Genomic DNA, 22,040 nt, shown 5'->3' with positions numbered 1-22,040 from the left:
CCGCGCGTTGATTGCGGCGGTGCTGATGGCCGCGGTGGTGAGTCCTTCGGCAACGGCCGCCGCGCAACCGTCGACGTTTGATCTGCAGGCGCATCGCGGCGGCCGGGGCGAGACCACCGAGGAATCGTTGCGCGCCTTCGCCAAGTCGCTCGCGCTGGGGGTCAGCACCCTGGAGTTGGACATCGTGCTGACGCGCGACGCGCAGCCGCTGGTCTGGCACGACCCGGTGATCGAGCCGGCGAAGTGCGCCGACACCGGACCGGCCTTCGCCGGCGATCCCGATTACCCGTACGTGAGCAAGCGAGTAGCCGATCTCACCCTCGCCCAGATCCGAACCCTGGACTGCGGACACCTGTTGCCGGAATTCCCCGACGCGGAAGTGGTGGCGGGCAACGTGATCACCACTTTGCCGGAGGTCTTCGCGCTGGCCGGTCACACAGCGGTCCGCTACAACATCGAGACCAAGGTCGACGGCGACAACTCGCAGCAGATCGTCGATGTGATCCTGGCGGCGGTGCGCGCCGCCGGCAAACTCGATTTCGTTGAAATCCAGAGTTTCGACTGGCGCACGCTGCCGCTGGTGCGCGCCGCGGAACCAGCCATTCCGCTGGTCGCGCTGTGGGAGCAGGGGTCTGATCCGATCTCGGGTGCGGTGGCGGTCGGCGCCGATATCGTGTCCCCGGACTACTCGGTGGTGGATCGAGCATTTACCGAACGCGCACATACGGCTGGGCTGCGGGTGATTCCGTGGACGGTCAACGATGCCGACGCCATGCGACAGCAGATCGCCGCCGGAGTCGACGGGCTCATCACCGACTATCCGAGCCGGCTGCGCGCGGTGCTGGCCGAGCTGGGCATGCCGTTGCCGCCGTCCTACTAGACACCCAGCAGTTGCGCGCTCGCCCACAGGGCCAGCACGGCAACCAGCAGTGTGGCCGGAACCGTGCACAGCCCCAGGCGGGTATATTCGCCGACTCCGGCCGGAACGTCGTAGCGGCGCAACACCCGGCGCCACAGCAGGTTAGACAGTGAGCCCGTGTAGCTGAGGTTGGGTCCGATGTTGACCCCGATCAACACCGCCAACACCGCGAGGGGGCCGCTCGATGCGACCAGCGGCACCAGCACCAGCGTCGCGGGCAGGTTGTTGACCACGTTGGCCAGCACCGCGGCGACCGCCGCGACGCCCAGCAGTGCCGGCAGACCAGATCCCGCCGGCAGCACCGCGGTCATCTGGGCGCCCAGCCCGTTGTCGACGACGGCCCGCACCACCACGCCCAGGGCCAACACGAACACCAGGAAACCGGGGTTGGCGGCCCGCGCAATGCCGGCCGCGGTGCTGCGCCGCTGCGCCAGACCACGCGCGGCCAGCACGGCCGCTCCGGCGACGGCCGCCCATGCCGCCGGTACGCCGAACGTCTCGGCGACCCCGAAACCGACCAGCGTCAGTCCCAGCACCACCAGTGCGAAAACCGGAACCGGGGGCGGCGGGCCGGCGTGCCGGTGCACCGGTGTGGCCCGCAGATCGGCGCGGAAAAACCAGCGGAAAATCAGGTAGACGACCGCGGTGGTGGCCAGCCACGGCGCCGCCATCAACGCGGTGAACTTCACGAACGACAGGCCGGCCTGGTTGAACGCCAGCAGATTGGTCAGGTTCGACACCGGCAGCAGCAGCGACGCCGTGTTGGCCAGGTGCGCGGTCGCGTACGCGTGCGGGCGCATCGGCGCTTGGCGGCGGCGGGCCATCATCAGCACCACCGGGGTCAGCAGCACCACCGTCGCGTCCAGGCTCAGCACCGCGGTCAGGCCGGCGGCGATGACGAAGACGCGGCTCAGCAGATGTTGCGGCGGCCCGACGTCGGCGCGTGCCATCGCCGCGCCGGCCGCTTCGAACAGGCCCTCATCGTCACAGAGCTGTGCCAGCACCAGCACCGCGCCCAGGAACGCGACGACATGCAGCAGAGTGGCGGCTTCGGCAAATGCGTCGTGCATCGAGATCGCGCCGGTGGCAACAAGGATGCCGGCGGCCGGCACCGCCGCGAACATCTCCGGCCAGCCGCGGGGGCGGGCTACCGCGAACGCCAGCACGACGGCAAGCAGCAGCAGCGCAAGAGCTAAGTTCAGGCCCACGGGTCCTCACGACGCCAGACCGTGGGCAGGTGAAGGCCGACTCCGTCGGCCTCGGCCAGCTCGCTGAGAACTTGCATCGTGACGTTGAGGTCGTCGCCGGCGTAGGGCAAGGCGCGCAACGGTTTTGACAAAGGCAGGAAAAAGTCGTCCCAGTGGGTCAGCACCACCGTCGAAGCACCGACCGCGCGGACCGTCTCATTCCAGTAGTCGATTAGGTATTGCCGGGGCTGGATGCCGAGCTGGCCGATGCCCAGGTAGACCACCTCGGCGGCGCGGCCCGCCAGCGCCCCCGGGATATAGCCAGCGCTGCCCATGATCAGCAGGTTGCGTCCCGAGGGGCGGTGGGCCACCAACACCGACCAGGCCTCACCGCACTTGTAGGCGGAAGCCCGCACCGGTGGAACCACCGCGGCGGCGATCACGCCGGGGAACCGGTCTGGTGGGCAGTGCCGCGACTCGATGAGGGTGACGTCATAGGCGCCCAACGTGATGGGTTCGCCGGAAGCCGCGACGGTCAGGCGGTCCTCCGAGAGTCCGTGACCCCGGCCCACATTGGCCGTCGACTCGCCACCCACCAGCGTCGCACCGGTACGTTCGGCCACCACAGCGGAGTCCAGCGCGTGATCGATATGTGAGTGCAGGGGGATCACCGCTGCCAGCTTGTGCGCGCCGGCTCGGGCCAGGCAGGCGTCGATGCGGGCGGCCGACGGCGACACCTTGCGCAGGGCCACCTGCGCCAGACTGGGCCGAGAGAAATAGCCGCCGGTCATCAGCGCCGATGACCCGTCGTCGATCAGCATGCTGGTCACGCCGAGCCACGTCACCGACAACGGTGCGCCCGGCGCCGCGGGTGGGACATCGAACCGGTCGGCGTACCGGCCGATGTCGGGGCGGCCGAGCTTGAGGCGCATCCGCTTAGGCTAACGGGGCTGCGGTCCGGCCGCTGATCCCGGCCGTCTCGGGCATGGCGGTCAGGTAGAGCACGAAACCGGCGCCGGCCACCGCCGCCAGGGTGAAGAACGCCGCGTCGTAGCCTGCGGCCGACACGATCTCGCCGGCGACGAAGTTCGACAATGCGGCGCCCACCCCCCAGGCGGTAGTAATCGCCCCCAGGCTCACGTTGAATCGGCCGGTTCCATGCGTGACATCCTGTACGACCAGCGGGAACAGCGCACCGAAGATGCCCGCTCCCACCCCGTCGAGCAACTGCACCCCGACCAGCCAGTAAGAGTTGTCCCATACCGGGTAGAGCAGCCCGCGCACGGTCAGCACGGCGAATCCGACCAGGAAGATCGGCTTGCGGCCCCAGACGTCGGCTTTGGCGCCCGTCAGATACGCCACTGGAACCATGACCAGCTGCGCGGCCACGATGCACGCCGCCATCAGCGCGGTGCCTATCTCGGTGTTGACCAGCGCCAGTTCCTGACCGACCAACGGCAGCATCGCCGCATTGGCGAAATGGAAGATCACCACCGTCGCGGCGAACACCAGCAGGTGGCGGTTGTGCAGCAGCGCCGCGAATCCCGATGGCTGTCCATGCGGCTGGCCCGCCAGATGGTCCATGCCCCGAGCTACGTCGTGATCGATCGCCGATCCGGGAACACGCAGGGTGGCCACCACACTGAGTGCAGCCATGGCGGCCAGCACCCAGAACACCACGATCGGGCCGTAGAAGTAGGCCAGGGCGCCGGTGGCGGCCGCGGTCGCGGCATTACCCGCGTGGTTGAACGATTCGTTGCGGCCAATACGTTTCGCGAACAGACGTGGGCCGACCACGCCGAGAGTGATCGCGGCCAGCGCCGGTGCGAACACCGAACCCGCGATGCCGGTCAGCAACTGCAACGCCGCGACGCTGTAGAAGTCGGGGAACAGCGGCATCGCCAATGCCGCCGCCGTGACGGCCAGTGCACCGACCACCAGCAATGCTCGCTTGGCCGTGGTGCGGTCGACCAGCGCGCCCACCGGGGTCTGCGCCACGACCGCGGCGACGCCGCCGATCGCCATTACCAGGCCGATCGATGCCTGGTCCCAATTGTGGGTCACCAAGAGGTAGATCGACAGGTAGGGCCCAAGGCCGTCCCGTACATCGGCCAGCGTGAAGTTCAACAGGTCCAGCGCATGCGCCAGCCGGCGCGGGATCGGGTCCGTCACCGAGACAGGCACTGGTTCTGGATCTCCTGAACCGGTGGGCATAGTCGTAATACTGAGGTCTAAACCTTGGGACTGTCGTCGTCGCCGATCAGCAACCTCACAGCCAAGTCCAGCCGGGTGCTGAAATCGGTGGCCGACGCCCGCCGGGTCAGCCAGGCGAGCAGGTTGGACAGCCACACATCCGAGATCACCCGGGAGATGTGGTACTGCTCCTCGGTCGGCTCGCCGTCGCTCATTGCCCCGGCGAACATCGAGTCGATCAATTTCTGGACGTGGTCGACTTCGCCGGCCGCCGAGGCGTCGGCGAAGACATACGCCCGGGTCATCGCCTCAGTGAGCAGCGGGTTGCGCTGCATGGCGCGGTTGAGTTTGTTGACCACCAGGTTGAGCCGCTGGTGGCGGGTGGTTGCGGCAAACGTCGCCGGGTCGGTTTTGGTGTCCACCCGCGCGATCTCCCGGCCCATCGCCGAGACCAGCAGGTGAACCTTCGACGGGAAGTAGCGGTACAGGGTGCCGACAGCCACATCCGCGCGGTCGGCGACCGCGCGCATCTGCACCGCGTCGTAACCGCCCTTGGAGGCGATCGCCAGCGTCGCGTCGAGGATGCGCTTGCGGCGTTCGCGCTGCGCTTCGGAGCCCAGGTCAGATTCGGTCAGCACAGCGACGTTGACCACCTCGCGCGGTTGGCTGGCAGATCCGCGGCCTGCGGTGCCCTCAGCTGACGACATGTGCTGCGCGGCTCCCTCCGTCGATCTATTGGCCCATAACGATACGCACCGCGTAGTTGAATTTCGCACTCCCGACATCGGCCGGACCCAACGTGTCCAGCCAGAACGGTTCGACTTGACGCTCGGACGCTGGCACTATTAGAACACGTTCTAGTGGTTGGTGGGGGTGTTCGTGACCCGCCTCTCTCAAGCCCATCTCGACCCCGAGGAGCCCAGCGTGTCAGTGAAGACCACGGAGACCAGTGCCGCCGACCAGCTCGCTGCCCGCGAGCTGGTCCGCGACTGGGCCGCCGCTGCGGGCACCGCCGAGGCGATTCGTGCCGCGGAATTGGGTGAAACCGATTCCTGGCGAGCCGTTTTCGCGCGCCTGGCCGACTTGGGCCTGTTCGGAGTGGCGGTGCCCGAGGAGTTCGGCGGGGCCGGTGGGCGACTCGAAGACCTCTGCGCGATGGTCGACGAGGCCGCCAAGGCCCTGGTGCCCGGGCCGGTGGCGACCACGGCGCTGGCCACCCTGGTGGTTACCGATCCGGCCCTCGCGGAAGCTCTGGCGGCCGGTGAACGGGTTGCCGGCGTGGTGACTGACCCGTCCGCGACGGCGGTGAGCTTCGATGCGGCGGCCGGTGCGGCCTCCGGCACCGCTGAGCGGGTGCTCGGCGCCACCGCCGACGGGCTGCTGCTGTTGCCGGCCGGTAAGGAGGGCCAAGACGGTCAGGCCTGGGTGCTGGTGGATGCCCGTGATCAGGGCGTGAACGTCGAACCGCTGGCCGCCACCGACTTCTCCCGACCGCTGGCCAAGGTGACGTTGTCGGCAGCGCCGGCGGTGCTCCTGGAGGCCGGCACCCGGGTAGAGAATCTGGTGGTCACGGTGCTGGCTGCCGAAGCTGCCGGGGTCGCCCGCTGGGCGTTGGACACCGCCGTCGAATACGCCAAGGTGCGTGAACAGTTCGGCAAGCCGATCGGCAGCTTCCAGGCCATCAAGCACCTGTGTGCAGAGATGCTGTGCCGGGCCGACCAGGCCGCGGTGGCGGCCAGCGATGTGGCGCGCGCCGCCGCCGATCCCGATGACCAGCAGTTCGCGATCGCGGCCGCGGTTGCCGCCGCGATCTGTATCGACGCCGCCAAGGCCAACGCCAAGGACTGCATTCAGGTGCTCGGCGGCATCGGCATTACCTGGGAGCACGACGCGCACCTGTACCTGCGCCGGGCCTACGGCATCGGGCAGGCACTGGGCGGGCCGCAGCGTTGGCTGCGCCGTACCGCCGCACTGACCCGCGACGGGCTGCGCCGCCGGCTGGAGGTCGAGTTGGGTGAGGCCACTGACATCCGGCCCGAGATCGCTGCGGAGGTGGCGCGCATTGCGGACTTGCCGACCGAGGCGCGTCAAGTGGCGCTGGCCGAATCGGGACTGCTGGCGCCGCACTGGCCGGCTCCCTATGGCCGCGCTGCCGGCCCCGCCGAGCAGTTGGTGATCGACCAGGAACTCGCCGCGGCCGGCGTCGGGCGTCCCGACCTGGTGGTCGGCTGGTGGGCGGCCCCGACGATTCTTGAGCACGGCACGCCCGAGCAGATCGAGCGCTTCATCCCGGCCACCCTGACCGGCGAGATCTTCTGGTGCCAGCTGTTCTCCGAGCCCGGTGCCGGCTCGGACCTGGCGGCGCTGCGCACCAAAGCAGTGAAGGTGGACGGCGGCTGGCGGCTGACCGGTCAGAAGGTGTGGACGTCGCGAGCCCACGACTCGCAGTGGGGCGTCTGCCTGGCCAGAACCGATGCCGAAGCTCCCAAACATAAGGGCATCACCTACTTTCTGGTCGATATGGCCGCCGAGGGCATCGACATCCGGCCGCTGCGTGAGATCACCGGCGAGGCCCTGTTCAACGAGGTCTTCCTCGACGACGTATTCGTCCCCGACGAGCAGGTGGTCGGCGGCGTCAACGACGGCTGGCGGCTGGCCCGCACCACGTTGGCCAACGAGCGCGTCGCGATTGCCGGGGGAACCGCGCTGGGCAATCCGATGGAGGAGCTGCTCAAGACCCTGGCGGATCGGGAACCCGACACCGCCACCGCTGAGCGGCTGGCCCGGCTGATCATTGCCGCGCAGGCGGGATCACTGCTGGATCAACGCATCGCCCAGCTTGCCGTCGGCGGCCAAGACCCCGGCTCGGAGTCTTCGGTACGCAAGCTCATCGGGGTGCGCTATCGCCAGGAGTTGGCCGAGTTCCGGATGGATGTGGCCGAGGGGGCCGGTGCGGTGGCCGGATGCGAAGTGCACGACTTCCTCAACACCCGGTGCCTGTCGATCGCCGGGGGCACCGAGCAGATCCTGCTGACGCTGGCCGCCGAGCGGCTGCTGGGGCTGCCGCGCGGGTAGCTTTCCGTCACCGCGGGTACCCCACTGTCGGAATCGCCGCCGACGAACGGAGTCCTGGGTGCCTAGCCGAATCGCGGACATCGACCGCCTGATATCCGGTGTGCATTACGACCCGCATGCGATCCTCGGAGCCCACGACAACGGTAAACGCACCGTGATCCGAACGCTGCGCCCGGGCGCAGCGTTCGGATCACGGTGCGTTTACCGTTGTCGTGGGCTCCGAGGATCGCATGCGGGTCGTAATGCACACCGGATATCAGGCGGTCGATGTCCGCGATTCGGCTAGGCACCCAGGACTCCGTTCGTCGGCGGCGATTCCGACAGTGGGGTACCCGCGGTGACGGAAAGCTACCCGCGCGGCAGCCCCAGCAGCCGCTCGGCGGCCAGCGTCAGCAGGATCTGCTCGGTGCCCCCGGCGATCGACAGGCACCGGGTGTTGAGGAAGTCGTGCACTTCGCATCCGGCCACCGCACCGGCCCCCTCGGCCACATCCATCCGGAACTCGGCCAACTCCTGGCGATAGCGCACCCCGATGAGCTTGCGTACCGAAGACTCCGAGCCGGGGTCTTGGCCGCCGACGGCAAGCTGGGCGATGCGTTGATCCAGCAGTGATCCCGCCTGCGCGGCAATGATCAGCCGGGCCAGCCGCTCAGCGGTGGCGGTGTCGGGTTCCCGATCCGCCAGGGTCTTGAGCAGCTCCTCCATCGGATTGCCCAGCGCGGTTCCCCCGGCAATCGCGACGCGCTCGTTGGCCAACGTGGTGCGGGCCAGCCGCCAGCCGTCGTTGACGCCGCCGACCACCTGCTCGTCGGGGACGAATACGTCGTCGAGGAAGACCTCGTTGAACAGGGCCTCGCCGGTGATCTCACGCAGCGGCCGGATGTCGATGCCCTCGGCGGCCATATCGACCAGAAAGTAGGTGATGCCCTTATGTTTGGGAGCTTCGGCATCGGTTCTGGCCAGGCAGACGCCCCACTGCGAGTCGTGGGCTCGCGACGTCCACACCTTCTGACCGGTCAGCCGCCAGCCGCCGTCCACCTTCACTGCTTTGGTGCGCAGCGCCGCCAGGTCCGAGCCGGCACCGGGCTCGGAGAACAGCTGGCACCAGAAGATCTCGCCGGTCAGGGTGGCCGGGATGAAGCGCTCGATCTGCTCGGGCGTGCCGTGCTCAAGAATCGTCGGGGCCGCCCACCAGCCGACCACCAGGTCGGGACGCCCGACGCCGGCCGCGGCGAGTTCCTGGTCGATCACCAACTGCTCGGCGGGGCCGGCAGCGCGGCCATAGGGAGCCGGCCAGTGCGGCGCCAGCAGTCCCGATTCGGCCAGCGCCACTTGACGCGCCTCGGTCGGCAAGTCCGCAATGCGCGCCACCTCCGCAGCGATCTCGGGCCGGATGTCAGTGGCCTCACCCAACTCGACCTCCAGCCGGCGGCGCAGCCCGTCGCGGGTCAGTGCGGCGGTACGGCGCAGCCAACGCTGCGGCCCGCCCAGTGCCTGCCCGATGCCGTAGGCCCGGCGCAGGTACAGGTGCGCGTCGTGCTCCCAGGTAATGCCGATGCCGCCGAGCACCTGAATGCAGTCCTTGGCGTTGGCCTTGGCGGCGTCGATACAGATCGCGGCGGCAACCGCGGCCGCGATCGCGAACTGCTGGTCATCGGGATCGGCGGCGGCGCGCGCCACATCGCTGGCCGCCACCGCGGCCTGGTCGGCCCGGCACAGCATCTCTGCACACAGGTGCTTGATGGCCTGGAAGCTGCCGATCGGCTTGCCGAACTGTTCACGCACCTTGGCGTATTCGACGGCGGTGTCCAACGCCCAGCGGGCGACCCCGGCAGCTTCGGCAGCCAGCACCGTGACCACCAGATTCTCTACCCGGGTGCCGGCCTCCAGGAGCACCGCCGGCGCTGCCGACAACGTCACCTTGGCCAGCGGTCGGGAGAAGTCGGTGGCGGCCAGCGGTTCGACGTTCACGCCCTGATCACGGGCATCCACCAGCACCCAGGCCTGACCGTCTTGGCCCTCCTTACCGGCCGGCAACAGCAGCAGCCCGTCGGCGGTGGCGCCGAGCACCCGCTCAGCGGTGCCGGAGGCCGCACCGGCCGCCGCATCGAAGCTCACCGCCGTCGCGGACGGGTCAGTCACCACGCCGGCAACCCGTTCACCGGCCGCCAGAGCTTCCGCGAGGGCCGGATCGGTAACCACCAGGGTGGCCAGCGCCGTGGTCGCCACCGGCCCGGGCACCAGGGCCTTGGCGGCCTCGTCGACCATCGCGCAGAGGTCTTCGAGTCGCCCACCGGCCCCGCCGAACTCCTCGGGCACCGCCACTCCGAACAGGCCCAAGTCGGCCAGGCGCGCGAAAACGGCTCGCCAGGAATCGGTTTCACCCAATTCCGCGGCACGAATCGCCTCGGCGGTGCCCGCAGCGGCGGCCCAGTCGCGGACCAGCTCGCGGGCAGCGAGCTGGTCGGCGGCACTGGTCTCCGTGGTCTTCACTGACACGCTGGGCTCCTCGGGGTCGAGATGGGCTTGAGAGAGGCGGGTCACGAACACCCCCACCAACCACTAGAACGTGTTCTAATAGTGCCAGCGTCCGAGCGTCAAGTCGAACCGTTCTGGCTGGACACGTTGGGTCCGGCCGATGTCGGGAGTGCGAAATTCAACTACGCGGTGCGTATCGTTATGGGCCAATAGATCGACGGAGGGAGCCGCGCAGCACATGTCGTCAGCTGAGGGCACCGCAGGCCGCGGATCTGCCAGCCAACCGCGCGAGGTGGTCAACGTCGCTGTGCTGACCGAATCTGACCTGGGCTCCGAAGCGCAGCGCGAACGCCGCAAGCGCATCCTCGACGCGACGCTGGCGATCGCCTCCAAGGGCGGTTACGACGCGGTGCAGATGCGCGCGGTCGCCGACCGCGCGGATGTGGCTGTCGGCACCCTGTACCGCTACTTCCCGTCGAAGGTTCACCTGCTGGTCTCGGCGATGGGCCGGGAGATCGCGCGGGTGGACACCAAAACCGACCCGGCGACGTTTGCCGCAACCACCCGCCACCAGCGGCTCAACCTGGTGGTCAACAAACTCAACCGCGCCATGCAGCGCAACCCGCTGCTCACTGAGGCGATGACCCGGGCGTATGTCTTCGCCGACGCCTCGGCGGCCGGCGAAGTCGACCACGTCCAGAAATTGATCGACTCGATGTTCGCCGGGGCAATGAGCGACGGCGAGCCGACCGAGGAGCAGTACCACATCTCCCGGGTGATCTCGGATGTGTGGCTGTCCAACCTGCTCGCCTGGCTGACCCGGCGGGCGTCGGCCACCGATTTCAGCACCCGGCTGGACTTGGCTGTGAGGTTGCTGATCGGCGACGACGACAGTCCCAAGGTTTAGACCTCAGTATTACGACTATGCCCACCGGTTCAGGAGATCCAGAACCAGTGCCTGTCTCGGTGACGGACCCGATCCCGCGCCGGCTGGCGCATGCGCTGGACCTGTTGAACTTCACGCTGGCCGATGTACGGGACGGCCTTGGGCCCTACCTGTCGATCTACCTCTTGGTGACCCACAATTGGGACCAGGCATCGATCGGCCTGGTAATGGCGATCGGCGGCGTCGCCGCGGTCGTGGCGCAGACCCCGGTGGGCGCGCTGGTCGACCGCACCACGGCCAAGCGAGCATTGCTGGTGGTCGGTGCACTGGCCGTCACGGCGGCGGCATTGGCGATGCCGCTGTTCCCCGACTTCTACAGCGTCGCGGCGTTGCAGTTGCTGACCGGCATCGCGGGTTCGGTGTTCGCACCGGCGCTGGCCGCGATCACTCTCGGCGTGGTCGGCCCACGTCTGTTCGCGAAACGTATTGGCCGCAACGAATCGTTCAACCACGCGGGTAATGCCGCGACCGCGGCCGCCACCGGCGCCCTGGCCTACTTCTACGGCCCGATCGTGGTGTTCTGGGTGCTGGCCGCCATGGCTGCACTCAGTGTGGTGGCCACCCTGCGTGTTCCCGGATCGGCGATCGATCACGACGTAGCTCGGGGCATGGACCATCTGGCGGGCCAGCCGCATGGACAGCCATCGGGATTCGCGGCGCTGCTGCACAACCGCCACCTGCTGGTGTTCGCCGCGACGGTGGTGATCTTCCATTTCGCCAATGCGGCGATGCTGCCGTTGGTCGGTCAGGAACTGGCGCTGGTCAACACCGAGATAGGCACCGCGCTGATGGCGGCGTGCATCGTGGCCGCGCAGCTGGTCATGGTTCCAGTGGCGTATCTGACGGGCGCCAAAGCCGACGTCTGGGGCCGCAAGCCGATCTTCCTGGTCGGATTCGCCGTGCTGACCGTGCGCGGGCTGCTCTACCCGGTATGGGACAACTCTTACTGGCTGGTCGGGGTGCAGTTGCTCGACGGGGTGGGAGCGGGCATCTTCGGTGCGCTGTTCCCGCTGGTCGTACAGGATGTCACGCATGGAACCGGCCGATTCAACGTGAGCCTGGGGGCGATTACTACCGCCTGGGGGGTGGGCGCCGCATTGTCGAACTTCGTCGCCGGCGAGATCGTGTCGGCCGCAGGCTACGACGCGGCGTTCTTCACCCTGGCGGCGGTGGCCGGCGCCGGTTTCGTGCTCTACCTGACCGCCATGCCCGAGACGGCCGGGATCAGCGGCCGGACCGCAGCCCCGTTAGCCTAAGCGGATGCGCCTCAAGCTCGGCCGCCCCGACATCGGCCGGTACGCCGACCGGTTCGATGTCCCACCCGCGGCGCCGGGCGCACCGTTGTCGGTGACGTGGCTCGGCGTGACCAGCATGCTGATCGACGACGGGTCATCGGCGCTGATGACCGGCGGCTATTTCTCTCGGCCCAGTCTGGCGCAGGTGGCCCTGCGCAAGGTGTCGCCGTCGGCCGCCCGCATCGACGCCTGCCTGGCCCGAGCCGGCGCGCACAAGCTGGCAGCGGTGATCCCCCTGCACTCACATATCGATCACGCGCTGGACTCCGCTGTGGTGGCCGAACGTACCGGTGCGACGCTGGTGGGTGGCGAGTCGACGGCCAATGTGGGCCGGGGTCACGGACTCTCGGAGGACCGCCTGACCGTCGCGGCTTCCGGCGAACCCATCACGTTGGGCGCCTATGACGTCACCCTCATCGAGTCGCGGCACTGCCCACCAGACCGGTTCCCCGGCGTGATCGCCGCCGCGGTGGTTCCACCGGTGCGGGCTTCCGCCTACAAGTGCGGTGAGGCCTGGTCGGTGTTGGTGGCCCACCGCCCCTCGGGACGCAACCTGCTGATCATGGGCAGCGCTGGCTATATCCCGGGGGCGCTGGCGGGCCGCGCCGCCGAGGTGGTCTACCTGGGCATCGGCCAGCTCGGCATCCAGCCCCGGCAATACCTAATCGACTACTGGAATGAGACGGTCCGCGCGGTCGGTGCTTCGACGGTGGTGCTGACCCACTGGGACGACTTTTTCCTGCCTTTGTCAAAACCGTTGCGCGCCTTGCCCTACGCCGGCGACGACCTCAACGTCACGATGCAAGTTCTCAGCGAGCTGGCCGAGGCCGACGGAGTCGGCCTTCACCTGCCCACGGTCTGGCGTCGTGAGGACCCGTGGGCCTGAACTTAGCTCTTGCGCTGCTGCTGCTTGCCGTCGTGCTGGCGTTCGCGGTAGCCCGCCCCCGCGGCTGGCCGGAGATGTTCGCGGCGGTGCCGGCCGCCGGCATCCTTGTTGCCACCGGCGCGATCTCGATGCACGACGCATTTGCCGAAGCCGCCACTCTGCTGCATGTCGTCGCGTTCCTGGGCGCGGTGCTGGTGCTGGCACAGCTCTGTGACGATGAGGGCCTGTTCGAAGCGGCCGGCGCGGCGATGGCACGCGCCGACGTCGGGCCGCCGCAACATCTGCTGAGCCGCGTCTTCGTCATCGCCGCCGGCCTGACCGCGGTGCTGAGCCTGGACGCGACGGTGGTGCTGCTGACCCCGGTGGTGCTGATGATGGCCCGCCGCCGCCAAGCGCCGATGCGCCCGCACGCGTACGCGACCGCGCACCTGGCCAACACGGCGTCGCTGCTGCTGCCGGTGTCGAACCTGACCAATCTGCTGGCGTTCAACCAGGCCGGCCTGTCGTTCGTGAAGTTCACCGCGTTGATGGCGGCGCCGTGGCTGGCCACCACCGCGGTCGTCTACCTGATTTTCCGCTGGTTTTTCCGCGCCGATCTGCGGGCCACACCGGTGCACCGGCACGCCGGCCCGCCGCCCCCGGTTCCGGTTTTCGCACTGGTGGTGCTGGGACTGACGCTGGTCGGTTTCGGGGTCGCCGAGACGTTCGGCGTACCGGCGGCATGGGCGGCCGTCGCCGGAGCGGCCGTGCTGGCCGCGCGTGGTCTGGCGCAGCGGCGCAGCACCGCGGCCGGCATTGCGCGGGCCGCCAACCCCGGTTTCCTGGTGTTCGTGTTGGCCCTGGGCGTGGTGGTGCGGGCCGTCGTCGACAACGGGCTGGGCGCCCAGATGACCGCGGTGCTGCCGGCGGGATCTGGTCTGCCGGCACTGCTGGGCGTCGCGGCGGTCGCCGCGGTGCTGGCCAACGTGGTCAACAACCTGCCCGCGACGCTGGTGCTGGTGCCGCTGGTCGCATCGAGCGGCCCCCTCGCGGTGTTGGCGGTGTTGATCGGGGTCAACATCGGACCCAACCTCAGCTACACGGGCTCACTGTCTAACCTGCTGTGGCGCCGGGTGTTGCGCCGCTACGACGTTCCGGCCGGAGTCGGCGAATATACCCGCCTGGGGCTGTGCACGGTTCCGGCCACACTGCTGGTTGCCGTGCTGGCCCTGTGGGCGAGCGCGCAACTGCTGGGTGTCTAGTAGGACGGCGGCAACGGCATGCCCAGCTCGGCCAGCACCGCGCGCAGCCGGCTCGGATAGTCGGTGATGAGCCCGTCGACTCCGGCGGCGATCTGCTGTCGCATGGCGTCGGCATCGTTGACCGTCCACGGAATCACCCGCAGCCCAGCCGTATGTGCGCGTTCGGTAAATGCTCGATCCACCACCGAGTAGTCCGGGGACACGATATCGGCGCCGACCGCCACCGCACCCGAGATCGGATCAGACCCCTGCTCCCACAGCGCGACCAGCGGAATGGCTGGTTCCGCGGCGCGCACCAGCGGCAGCGTGCGCCAGTCGAAACTCTGGATTTCAACGAAATCGAGTTTGCCGGCGGCGCGCACCGCCGCCAGGATCACATCGACGATCTGCTGCGAGTTGTCGCCGTCGACCTTGGTCTCGATGTTGTAGCGGACCGCTGTGTGACCGGCCAGCGCGAAGACCTCCGGCAAAGTGGTGATCACGTTGCCCGCCACCACTTCCGCGTCGGGGAATTCCGGCAACAGGTGTCCGCAGTCCAGGGTTCGGATCTGGGCGAGGGTGAGATCGGCTACTCGCTTGCTCACGTACGGGTAATCGGGATCGCCGGCGAAGGCCGGTCCGGTGTCGGCGCACTTCGCCGGCTCGATCACCGGGTCGTGCCAGACCAGCGGCTGCGCGTCGCGCGTCAGCACGATGTCCAACTCCAGGGTGCTGACCCCCAGCGCGAGCGACTTGGCGAAGGCGCGCAACGATTCCTCGGTGGTCTCGCCCCGGCCGCCGCGATGCGCCTGCAGATCAAACGTCGACGGTTGCGCGGCGGCCGTTGCCGAAGGACTCACCACCGCGGCCATCAGCACCGCCGCAATCAACGCGCGGCGAATCACCTTCGCTGACGGGCGATCTCGGCCAGCACCACCCCGGCGGCCACCGAGGCATTGAGCGACTCGGTGGGCCCGGACATCGGAATCGACACGATGGCGTCGCAGTTCTGCCGGACCAGTCGGGACAGCCCCTTGCCCTCGGAACCGACGACCAGCACCATCGGGCTGGTGCCGTCCAACTCATCGACCATGGTCTCGCCGCCGGCGTCGAGCCCGACGATCTGCAGGCCGCGATCTGCCCATGCTTTCAGCGTTTGGTTCAGATTGGATGCCCGCGCGATCGGAACCCGCGCTGCCGCACCGGCACTGGTGCGCCAGGCCACCGCGGTCACCGACGCCGACCGACGCTGCGGGATCACCACGCCGTGTCCGCCGAACGCCGCGACCGACCGCACGATGGCGCCGAGATTGCGCGGATCGGAGATGTTGTCCAGTGCGACCAGCAACGGCGGCGCGACATCGCGCCGCGCGGCCGCGATCAGGTCGTCGGGATGCGCGTAGCTGTAGGGCGGGACCGCAAGCGCGATGCCCTGATGCAGACCGTTGGTGGTCATCTTGTCCAGATCGGACCGCGGCACCTCCAGGATCGGCAATCCGGAATCGGCTGCCCGAGTAACTGATTCGGTCAGGCGCTCATCGGCCTCGGCGCCCAGCGCCACATACAGCGCGGTAGCCGGGATTCCGGCACGCAGGCACTCCAGAACCGGGTTGCGCCCCAGCACGGTCTCGTTCTCATCGGTGCGCTTGGTGGTGCGGTAGGCGCGCTGCTTTGCCGCGCGCTTAGCCGCCTTGGCTGCGGGGTGGTAGTCGCGCTGATGCGCCGGCGGGGTAGCGCCGCGGCCTTCGAGCCCGCGGCGGCGTTGGCCACCAGAGCCGACCGTCGGCCCTTTCTTGGTGCCCGGCTTGCGCACCGCACCCTTGCGCTTGGAATTTCCGGCCATCTACTCAGACCCCTCCACCAGTAGTGACCATTGCGGACCATCCCCGGTGTCGGTGACGTCGATACCGGCATTTTTGAGCCTGCAGCGGATCTCATCTGCCAATTGCCAGTCCCGTTCCGCACGAGCGGTTTCCCGGCGTTGCAACTCGGCGCGCACTAAGACGTCGACTGCGGCCAGCGCCGCCGAGGTCTCGTCGCGCGATTCCCAGCGCTCGTTGAGCGGGTCGCAGCCCAACACGTCCATCATCGCCCGGATCGCACCGGCTGCGGCCAGAGCGCCCTCGTGGTCGCCGGAGTCCAGCGCCCGGTTGCCCTCCGCACGCGTCCGGTGCACCTCAGCCAGGGCAATCGGCACCGACAGGTCATCGTCGAGCGCGGCGGCGAAACGGTCCGTCCAGGTGCTGGGAACCACCGCGCCCACCCGGCTGCGCACCCGGTGCAGGAAGTCCTCGATGCCGACATAGGCGTTGACGGCGTCGCGCAGCGCGGTCTCGGAGAACTCGAGCATCGACCGGTAGTGCGCACTACCCAGGTAATAGCGCAGCTCGGCGGGCCGGACCCGTTGCAGCACCGCCGACATCGACAGCACATTGCCCAGCGACTTGCTCATCTTCTCGCCGCCCAGGGTGACCCAGCCGTTGTGCAGCCAGTAGTTCGCGAATCCGTCTCCGGCGGCGCGACTCTGAGCGATCTCGTTCTCATGGTGCGGGAAGACCAGATCCATCCCGCCGCAGTGGATATCGAATTCGGGGCCGAGGTAGGTCCGGGCCATCGCCGAACACTCCAGGTGCCAGCCCGGACGGCCCGGGCCCCACGGCGTGGGCCAGCTGGGCTCACCGGGCTTGGCGCCCTTCCACAGCGTGAAGTCGCGCGGGTCGCGCTTGCCGGTGGCGACCCCCTCGCCCTGATGCACGTCGTCGATCCGATGACCGGACAGCTGGCCGTAGTCGGGGTAGCTGAGCACGTCGAAGTACACGTCGCCGCCGCCGGCATAGGCGTGTCCCGAGTCGATCAGGCGCTCGATCAGCTCGACCATCTGGGTGATGTGCCCGGTCGCACGCGGTTCGGCCGACGGTGGCAGCACCCCCAGCGCCTCATACGCCGCGGTGAACTCACGCTCGTGGGTGGCGGCCCACTCCCACCAGGGCCGGCCCGCTGCAGCGGCCTTGGTGAGGATCTTGTCGTCGATATCGGTCACGTTGCGCACAAAAGCGACGTCGTAGCCGCGGGCGGTGAGCCACCGGCGCAGTACATCGAACGCCACGCCGCTGCGGACATGGCCGATATGGGGCGCAGCCTGGACGGTGGCACCGCATAGATAGATAGACACCTGACCGGGCCGCAACGGGACAAACTCACGCACGGCGCCGGTTGCCGTGTCGTGCAGCCGCAGGCTGGGGCGATCGGTCACGACGGGCCAGCTTACCGGGCGGTGCGCCCCGGACTGCCACGCCCGGCATTACCAGCGGCTTCCCAGGAACGGCTACTACCTGCCGTATCGGTGGACAGGGGGTGTGACGTGGCATATATTGCGGCAGTGAGTAAACGTCTGGTGGCAGCCTCTGGAGCGTTCTTGGCTGCGGTCGCATTCGCAGGTAGCGCAACCGCATACGCCGATGAGCCGAACAACAACAACCAGCAGCAGCCGCAGCCCGCAGAAGTCGTAGCTGCGGTTACTCCCGTGCCGGCTGAGCAGCCGGCGGCTGCGCCCGCCGCGCAGGAGATGGCGCCGGGCCAGCAAGAGGCGATGCAGGACGCCCAGGCCGAGCAACAGCGACAGCAAGCCGAGCAGCAGGCCGACCAGATGAGTCAGGGCGCCAGCACCGCCGGCGCCAGCGCCAGCACCGCCAGTATGGCTGCGATGGGTCCCCAGATCGGTATGCAGATGGCGATGATGGCCCCGATGTTGGCGATGTACGCGCCGATGATGCTCCAGCCGGCAATGAGCCTCTTTACCTCCCCAGGTAACGCCAGCGGTGCAAACGCCGCTGGCGATGGCGCTGGCGCCGGTTCAGCGGCGGCGAGCGACGCTTTTAGCGGCCTGGGGGCGCACGAACCCGGTTCGGCGGCGGGGTCACTGCCCTTCGACCTGGGCGAGCACCTGAACCTCGATCCTGAGCTTTTCGCCGGGGCGGGCGGGGATGTCCTCAACGGTGCGGCGGGTGACTCCGCTGGCGCAGCTAGTGATGCTGCGCTGGCTGCGTCCACCGCACTGCTCGACGGTGGCACTGACATGGGCACCAACCTCGCCGGCGGCATCCGCGCCGTCGGCGGCGACATCGCCACCTGCATCATCGGTGCCATCTTCGGCGGGAACTGCTAGCTCCCGCCGGACGGCTTAAGCAGGCACTACCAGCGCGGTAGCCACCGCGGCCAGTCCCTCGCCCCGACCGGTGAGCCCCAGGCCGTCGGTTGTTGTGGCCGACACCGAGACCGGTGCGCCCAGCAATTCCGACAGCAGCTGCTGCGCTTCGGCCCGGCGGGGCCCCACCTTCGGCCGGTTGCCGATGACCTGCACCGCGGCATTGCCGATCACGAATCCGCTCTCGCCGAGCAGCTCGCGCACGTGGCCGAGCATCACAGCGCCCGTTACTCGTGCCCAGCGGGGCTCGTCGACGCCGAACACCGACCCGAGGTCCCCCAGCCCTGCCGCCGACAGCAGCGCGTCACACAGGGCGTGTGCGGCCACGTCGCCGTCGGAGTGTCCGGCGCAGCCGTCGGCGTCGGGAAACAGCAACCCCAACAGCCAGCACGGCCGGCCCGGCTCGATCGGGTGCACGTCGGTGCCCAACCCGACCCTCGGCAGCGCACTCACCGGTTCACCACGGCCTCGGCGAGCACCGCATCCAGCGGTGTGGTGATCTTGAAGGCCAAGGGATCGCCTTCGACGGTGTGGACCTGGCCGCCGACATGTTCGACCATTGCGGCGTCATCGGTGAACTGCGTGCCCGCACCGGCCTGCTGGTAGGCCCGCAGCAGCAGGTCCGCGGCGAACCCCTGGGGGGTCTGCACGGCCCGCAGGCCGGCCCGCTCGGGTGTGCCCAGGACTGTTCCGTTCGCGTCGACCGCCTTGATGGTGTCGGCGACCGGAAGCGCCGGGACGACGGCTCGGTACCCGGCATGCAATGCCTCGACCACCCGGACCACCAGTCCGGGCGGAGTCAATGGTCGGGCGGCGTCGTGGACCAGCACGAAATCGGGCTCTCCGGCGCTGGCCAACGCCAACCGAACGGAATCGACACGATCGGCACCGCCGGCGACGACGGTGGCAGTCCCACCGAGGATCAATTTGGCCTCGTCGGTGCGGTCCGGCGGCACGGCGACCACGATCTGGTCGATGACCCCGGACTCCCGCAGACCTGCCACGGCGCGCTCAACCAGCGTCACGCCGCCCAGCAGAAAGAACGCCTTGGGCATGCCGGCGCCCAGCCGCACACCTGAACCGGCCGCCGGCACCACGGCTACTGTGCTTGGCACCGGATCCCCGGTCGCTCAGAGAACGTCGCGGTCAGGACGCCGCGGCCAGCACCTCGTCGAGGATGGTCTCCGCCTTGGCATCATCGGTGTTCTCGGCCAGGGCCAGCTCACCAACGAGGATCTGACGTGCCTTGGCCAGCATCCGCTTCTCACCGGCAGACAGGCCGCGCTCCTGGTCACGGCGCCACAGGTCACGAACGACCTCGGCTACCTTGTGCACATCGCCGGAGGCGAGCTTCTCCAGGTTGGCCTTGTAACGACGCGACCAGTTGGTCGGTTCTTCGGTGTGCGGGGCACGCAACACCTGGAAGACCTTGTCCAGGCCTTCCTGGCCGACAACGTCACGCACACCGACATATTCGGCATTTTCAGCGGGAACTCGAACGGTGAGGTCGCCCTGCGCCACCTTAAGGACCAGATAGTCCTTTTGCTCGCCTTTGATGGTCCGGGTTTCAATCGCCTCGATCAACGCTGCACCGTGGTGTGGATATACGACGGTGTCTCCGACCTTAAAGATCATCTGATTTGAGCCCCTTTCGCTACCCCATGCTAACACGCCGCCACAACACACGACCACCAACGGTGCAGGTCAGGGGCACCGCGGCCCCAGCAGGGGGGTTGACATCGCGGCGGAAGCGTGCTGGGTCAAACCTGATCGGAGCCTGATCAGGGCTGGTCGACGGGGGTCATGGGCGACCGGTAACCCTGCGCTACCGCCACCGGATCGTTGCTACTACAGTGCATAGTCACAAGTCGCGACAGCCGAGCAGGAGACCACACGTGAACTCGTTCAACAGGGCCTTCAACAAGGCTGCGATCGCGCTGATTGCGGCGGCGGCGCTGGCCGGCTGCGGTACCGGACAGATCTCTCAGACCGCTGACCAGGCCTCTGCGGTCAACGGCGCCTCGGCCACCGTCGGCGACCTGGCGCTGCGCGACGTGCGCATCCAGGCGACGCAGACCGGCGACGCGTTGGAGCCGGGCCAGACCGTCGACCTGGTGTTCGTGGTCAGCAACCAGTCGGCCGACGCCAACGATGAGCTGAGCGACATCACGACCTCGATCGGCAAGGTGTCACCGACCGGCAGCAAGACCGTGCCGGTCGGCGGCGTCCTGGTCTTCAGCGCCCCGGCGGGCCCCGACCTGCCGACGGCTCCCGCCGCCCGGGCACTGCCGGAGGTGGCCAGCGCCAACACCGCCGCTGCGACGGTGACCCTGGACAAGGCGATTCGCAACGGGCTGACCTACGACTTCACCTTCACCTTCAAGAGGGCCGGCGAGGTGCGCGTGGACGTGCCGATCTCGGCCGGCCCGCTTTCGCACCACTGACGCACCCGTCGCGGCCGGCACTGTCGGACCCGGGCGATACGGTCGCCGAGTGGCCAAGGCACGTTCGCTCTTTCGCTGTTCGGAATGCGGGAACACCACCGCGAAGTGGCTGGGCCGCTGCCCGGAGTGCGGTAGTTGGGGCGGCATCGACCCGGTAGGCGAAGCGGCCGCACCGGCAGGTGGGCTGCGGCCGGCGACACCGGCTCGGCCCGCGGTGCCGATCAGCTCCATCGAGGCGGGTCGAGCACGGCCGGCGCCGACCGGTGTCACCGAACTCGACCGGGTGTTGGGTGGCGGGGTGGTTCCCGGCTCGGTCACCCTGTTGGCCGGCGATCCCGGTGTCGGTAAATCCACGCTGCTGCTCGAGGTCGCGCACCGCTGGGCACTGGCGGGGCGCCGGGCGCTGTACGTCTCCGGAGAGGAGTCCGCGGGGCAGATCCGGCTGCGCGCCGAGCGCACCGGATGCACCCACGACGAGATCTACCTGGCCTCCGAATCTGACCTGCAGACGGTGCTGGGCCATATCGAGGCGGTGCGGCCCACCCTGGTGGTGGTGGATTCGGTGCAGACCGTGACCGCCGCCGACACCGACGGGGTGGCCGGCGGGGTCACCCAGGTTCGGGCTGTGACGGCCGCTCTGACCGCGGCCGCCAAGAGTGCCGATGTGGCGCTGGTCCTGGTCGGACACGTGACCAAGGACGGCGCGATCGCGGGCCCACGTTCACTGGAGCACCTCGTCGACGTGGTGCTGCACTTCGAGGGGGACCGCAACTCGGTGCTGCGGATGGTGCGGGCGGTCAAGAATCGTTTCGGCGCTACCGACGAGGTGGGCTGTTTCCTGCTCCGCGACGACGGCATCGAGGGGATCGCCGACCCGTCCGGTCTTTTCCTGGAGCAGCGCAGCGAGCCGGTGCCCTGGCTCTCGCAGTCATCCGTCGCACTGGACGGCAAGCGTCCGTTGATCGGCGAAGTGCAGGCACTGCTGGCCAAGCCGGCGGGCGGCTCGCCGCGCCGTGCGGTCAGTGGCATCGACCACGCCCGGGCCGCCATGATCACCGCAGTACTGGACAAGCACGCCGAACTTCCGATCGGGGCCGGCGACATCTACCTGTCCACGGTGGGCGGCATGCGGTTGACCGATCCGTCCGCGGATCTGGCCGTCGCCATCGCGCTGGCATCGGCCTACGCGGATC

The 22,040-nt window shown here is 68.6% G+C and carries 20 protein-coding genes and 1 pseudogene; 10 read left to right on the top strand and 11 right to left on the bottom strand.

The annotated features are described in order from the left end of the window. Nucleotides 1-25: 25 nt before the first annotated feature. Nucleotides 26-880 (top strand): glycerophosphodiester phosphodiesterase family protein, encoded by an 855-nt coding sequence (locus BN4346_RS43600; RefSeq protein WP_067976509.1) that lies wholly within the window; start codon nt 26-28, stop codon nt 878-880. Here BN4346_RS43600 and BN4346_RS43595 read toward each other — a convergent pair. Genes BN4346_RS43595 through kstR (BN4346_RS43580) form a run of 4 tightly spaced genes read right to left on the bottom strand, consistent with a single transcriptional unit; the run spans nt 877 to nt 5,006 of the window. Beyond that, entirely contained in the window at nt 877-2,121 is a 1,245-nt protein-coding gene (locus BN4346_RS43595) for an SLC13 family permease (RefSeq protein WP_067976511.1), read from the bottom strand. The genes BN4346_RS43600 and BN4346_RS43595 overlap by 4 nt on opposite strands. Further along, on the bottom strand, nt 2,118-3,038 hold the full coding sequence (locus BN4346_RS43590; protein ID WP_067976441.1) for an MBL fold metallo-hydrolase: 921 nt from the start codon (nt 3,036-3,038) through the stop codon (nt 2,118-2,120). The genes BN4346_RS43595 and BN4346_RS43590 overlap by 4 nt, the downstream gene beginning before the upstream one ends. A 4-nt stretch (nt 3,039-3,042) precedes the next feature. Then, nucleotides 3,043-4,320 (bottom strand): MFS transporter, encoded by a 1,278-nt coding sequence (locus BN4346_RS43585; protein WP_067976443.1) that lies wholly within the window; start codon nt 4,318-4,320, stop codon nt 3,043-3,045. Between the two features lie 17 nt (nt 4,321-4,337). Continuing rightward, entirely contained in the window at nt 4,338-5,006 is a 669-nt protein-coding gene (gene kstR, locus BN4346_RS43580; RefSeq protein ID WP_024442385.1) for a cholesterol catabolism transcriptional regulator KstR, read from the bottom strand. Nucleotides 5,007-5,223: 217 nt separating this feature from the next. On the opposite strand from kstR (BN4346_RS43580), the gene BN4346_RS43575 reads away from it, so the two are divergent. Together BN4346_RS43575 and BN4346_RS49985 are read left to right on the top strand one after the other, a co-directional pair. Continuing rightward, entirely contained in the window at nt 5,224-7,374 is a 2,151-nt protein-coding gene (locus BN4346_RS43575) for an acyl-CoA dehydrogenase (RefSeq protein ID WP_067976446.1), read from the top strand. A 58-nt stretch (nt 7,375-7,432) separates the two neighbouring features. Beyond that, a pseudogene (locus BN4346_RS49985) lies at nt 7,433-7,507 on the top strand (hypothetical protein); the annotation flags it as partial. Between the two features lie 215 nt (nt 7,508-7,722). Here the strand turns inward: BN4346_RS49985 and BN4346_RS43565 are convergent. Beyond that, nucleotides 7,723-9,873, bottom strand: a complete 2,151-nt coding sequence (locus tag BN4346_RS43565) for an acyl-CoA dehydrogenase (protein WP_067976446.1) — start codon at nt 9,871-9,873, stop codon at nt 7,723-7,725. Between the two features lie 217 nt (nt 9,874-10,090). Between BN4346_RS43565 and kstR (BN4346_RS43560) the strand changes: the two genes are divergently transcribed. From kstR (BN4346_RS43560) to BN4346_RS43545, 4 genes are read left to right on the top strand one after another with little or no spacing between them, the layout of a single operon-like run. Further along, nucleotides 10,091-10,759, top strand: a complete 669-nt coding sequence (gene kstR, locus BN4346_RS43560; RefSeq protein ID WP_024442385.1) for a cholesterol catabolism transcriptional regulator KstR — start codon at nt 10,091-10,093, stop codon at nt 10,757-10,759. Nucleotides 10,760-10,776: 17 nt separating this feature from the next. Further along, nucleotides 10,777-12,054: an MFS transporter gene (locus BN4346_RS43555; RefSeq protein ID WP_067976443.1), complete on the top strand. Its 1,278-nt coding sequence runs from the start codon at nt 10,777-10,779 to the stop codon at nt 12,052-12,054. Nucleotides 12,055-12,058: 4 nt separating this feature from the next. Next, nucleotides 12,059-12,979, top strand: coding sequence for an MBL fold metallo-hydrolase (locus tag BN4346_RS43550; RefSeq protein WP_067976441.1), 921 nt, complete (start codon nt 12,059-12,061; stop codon nt 12,977-12,979). Continuing rightward, nucleotides 12,976-14,220: an SLC13 family permease gene (locus BN4346_RS43545; protein WP_067976511.1), complete on the top strand. Its 1,245-nt coding sequence runs from the start codon at nt 12,976-12,978 to the stop codon at nt 14,218-14,220. Before BN4346_RS43550 ends, BN4346_RS43545 begins: the two co-directional genes overlap by 4 nt. Here BN4346_RS43545 and BN4346_RS43540 read toward each other — a convergent pair. From BN4346_RS43540 to cysS, 3 genes are read right to left on the bottom strand one after another with little or no spacing between them, the layout of a single operon-like run. Continuing rightward, on the bottom strand, nt 14,217-15,071 hold the full coding sequence (locus BN4346_RS43540) for a glycerophosphodiester phosphodiesterase family protein (RefSeq protein ID WP_067976509.1): 855 nt from the start codon (nt 15,069-15,071) through the stop codon (nt 14,217-14,219). The two genes, BN4346_RS43545 and BN4346_RS43540, sit on opposite strands and share 4 nt — an antisense overlap. Nucleotides 15,072-15,100: 29 nt before the next feature. Next, entirely contained in the window at nt 15,101-16,042 is a 942-nt protein-coding gene (gene rlmB, locus BN4346_RS43535) for a 23S rRNA (guanosine(2251)-2'-O)-methyltransferase RlmB (protein ID WP_067976439.1), read from the bottom strand. Next, nucleotides 16,043-17,452 (bottom strand): cysteine--tRNA ligase, encoded by a 1,410-nt coding sequence (gene cysS / locus BN4346_RS43530; RefSeq protein ID WP_067976437.1) that lies wholly within the window; start codon nt 17,450-17,452, stop codon nt 16,043-16,045. 126 nt (nt 17,453-17,578) lie between these two features. Here cysS and BN4346_RS43525 point away from each other — a divergent pair, with 126 nt between their 5' ends. Further along, nucleotides 17,579-18,364: a hypothetical protein gene (locus tag BN4346_RS43525; RefSeq protein ID WP_067976435.1), complete on the top strand. Its 786-nt coding sequence runs from the start codon at nt 17,579-17,581 to the stop codon at nt 18,362-18,364. 15 nt (nt 18,365-18,379) lie between these two features. On the opposite strand, the gene ispF is transcribed toward BN4346_RS43525, so the two are convergent. Genes ispF through carD form a run of 3 tightly spaced genes read right to left on the bottom strand, consistent with a single transcriptional unit; the run spans nt 18,380 to nt 20,038 of the window. Then, the gene (gene ispF, locus BN4346_RS43520; RefSeq protein ID WP_067976433.1) at nt 18,380-18,856 is read right to left on the bottom strand and encodes a 2-C-methyl-D-erythritol 2,4-cyclodiphosphate synthase; all 477 of its coding nucleotides are present in this window, start codon (nt 18,854-18,856) and stop codon (nt 18,380-18,382) included. Further along, on the bottom strand, nt 18,853-19,518 hold the full coding sequence (gene ispD, locus BN4346_RS43515; protein ID WP_067976431.1) for a 2-C-methyl-D-erythritol 4-phosphate cytidylyltransferase: 666 nt from the start codon (nt 19,516-19,518) through the stop codon (nt 18,853-18,855). The genes ispF and ispD overlap by 4 nt, the downstream gene beginning before the upstream one ends. Before the next feature lie 31 nt (nt 19,519-19,549). Next, complete coding sequence (gene carD / locus BN4346_RS43510) at nt 19,550-20,038, bottom strand: RNA polymerase-binding transcription factor CarD (RefSeq protein WP_013830798.1); 489 nt, start codon at nt 20,036-20,038, stop codon at nt 19,550-19,552. 260 nt (nt 20,039-20,298) lie between these two features. Between carD and BN4346_RS43505 the strand changes: the two genes are divergently transcribed. After that, a complete protein-coding gene (locus BN4346_RS43505; RefSeq protein ID WP_067976429.1) occupies nt 20,299-20,847 on the top strand; it encodes a hypothetical protein in 549 nt (182 codons plus the stop codon). 49 nt (nt 20,848-20,896) lie between these two features. Beyond that, nucleotides 20,897-22,040 (top strand): DNA repair protein RadA (gene radA, locus BN4346_RS43500; RefSeq protein WP_067976427.1); only part of this gene is annotated, 1,144 nt, incomplete at its 3' end.

Origin of the sequence: Mycolicibacter icosiumassiliensis, from assembly GCF_900078685.2 — a bacterium.
In the GTDB taxonomy this organism is placed as follows: domain Bacteria; phylum Actinomycetota; class Actinomycetes; order Mycobacteriales; family Mycobacteriaceae; genus Mycobacterium; species Mycobacterium icosiumassiliensis.
Note: the sequence above shows the minus strand (reverse complement) of the source record. Positions and strands in the feature narration are given on the sequence as shown.

Bases quoted from the DNA above. Each gene is read 5' to 3' on its own strand.
- BN4346_RS43600 (WP_067976509.1), top strand. From the start codon at position 26: ATGGCCGCGGTGGTGAGTCCTTCGGCAACGGCCGCCGCGCAACCGTCG.
- BN4346_RS43590 (WP_067976441.1), bottom strand. From the start codon at position 3,038: ATGCGCCTCAAGCTCGGCCGCCCCGACATCGGCCGGTACGCCGACCGG.
- BN4346_RS43585 (WP_067976443.1), bottom strand. From the start codon at position 4,320: ATGCCCACCGGTTCAGGAGATCCAGAACCAGTGCCTGTCTCGGTGACG.
- kstR (WP_024442385.1), bottom strand. From the start codon at position 5,006: ATGTCGTCAGCTGAGGGCACCGCAGGCCGCGGATCTGCCAGCCAACCG.
- kstR (WP_024442385.1), top strand. From the start codon at position 10,091: ATGTCGTCAGCTGAGGGCACCGCAGGCCGCGGATCTGCCAGCCAACCG.
- BN4346_RS43555 (WP_067976443.1), top strand. From the start codon at position 10,777: ATGCCCACCGGTTCAGGAGATCCAGAACCAGTGCCTGTCTCGGTGACG.
- BN4346_RS43550 (WP_067976441.1), top strand. From the start codon at position 12,059: ATGCGCCTCAAGCTCGGCCGCCCCGACATCGGCCGGTACGCCGACCGG.
- BN4346_RS43540 (WP_067976509.1), bottom strand. From the start codon at position 15,071: ATGGCCGCGGTGGTGAGTCCTTCGGCAACGGCCGCCGCGCAACCGTCG.
- rlmB (WP_067976439.1), bottom strand. From the start codon at position 16,042: ATGGCCGGAAATTCCAAGCGCAAGGGTGCGGTGCGCAAGCCGGGCACC.
- carD (WP_013830798.1), bottom strand. From the start codon at position 20,038: ATGATCTTTAAGGTCGGAGACACCGTCGTATATCCACACCACGGTGCA.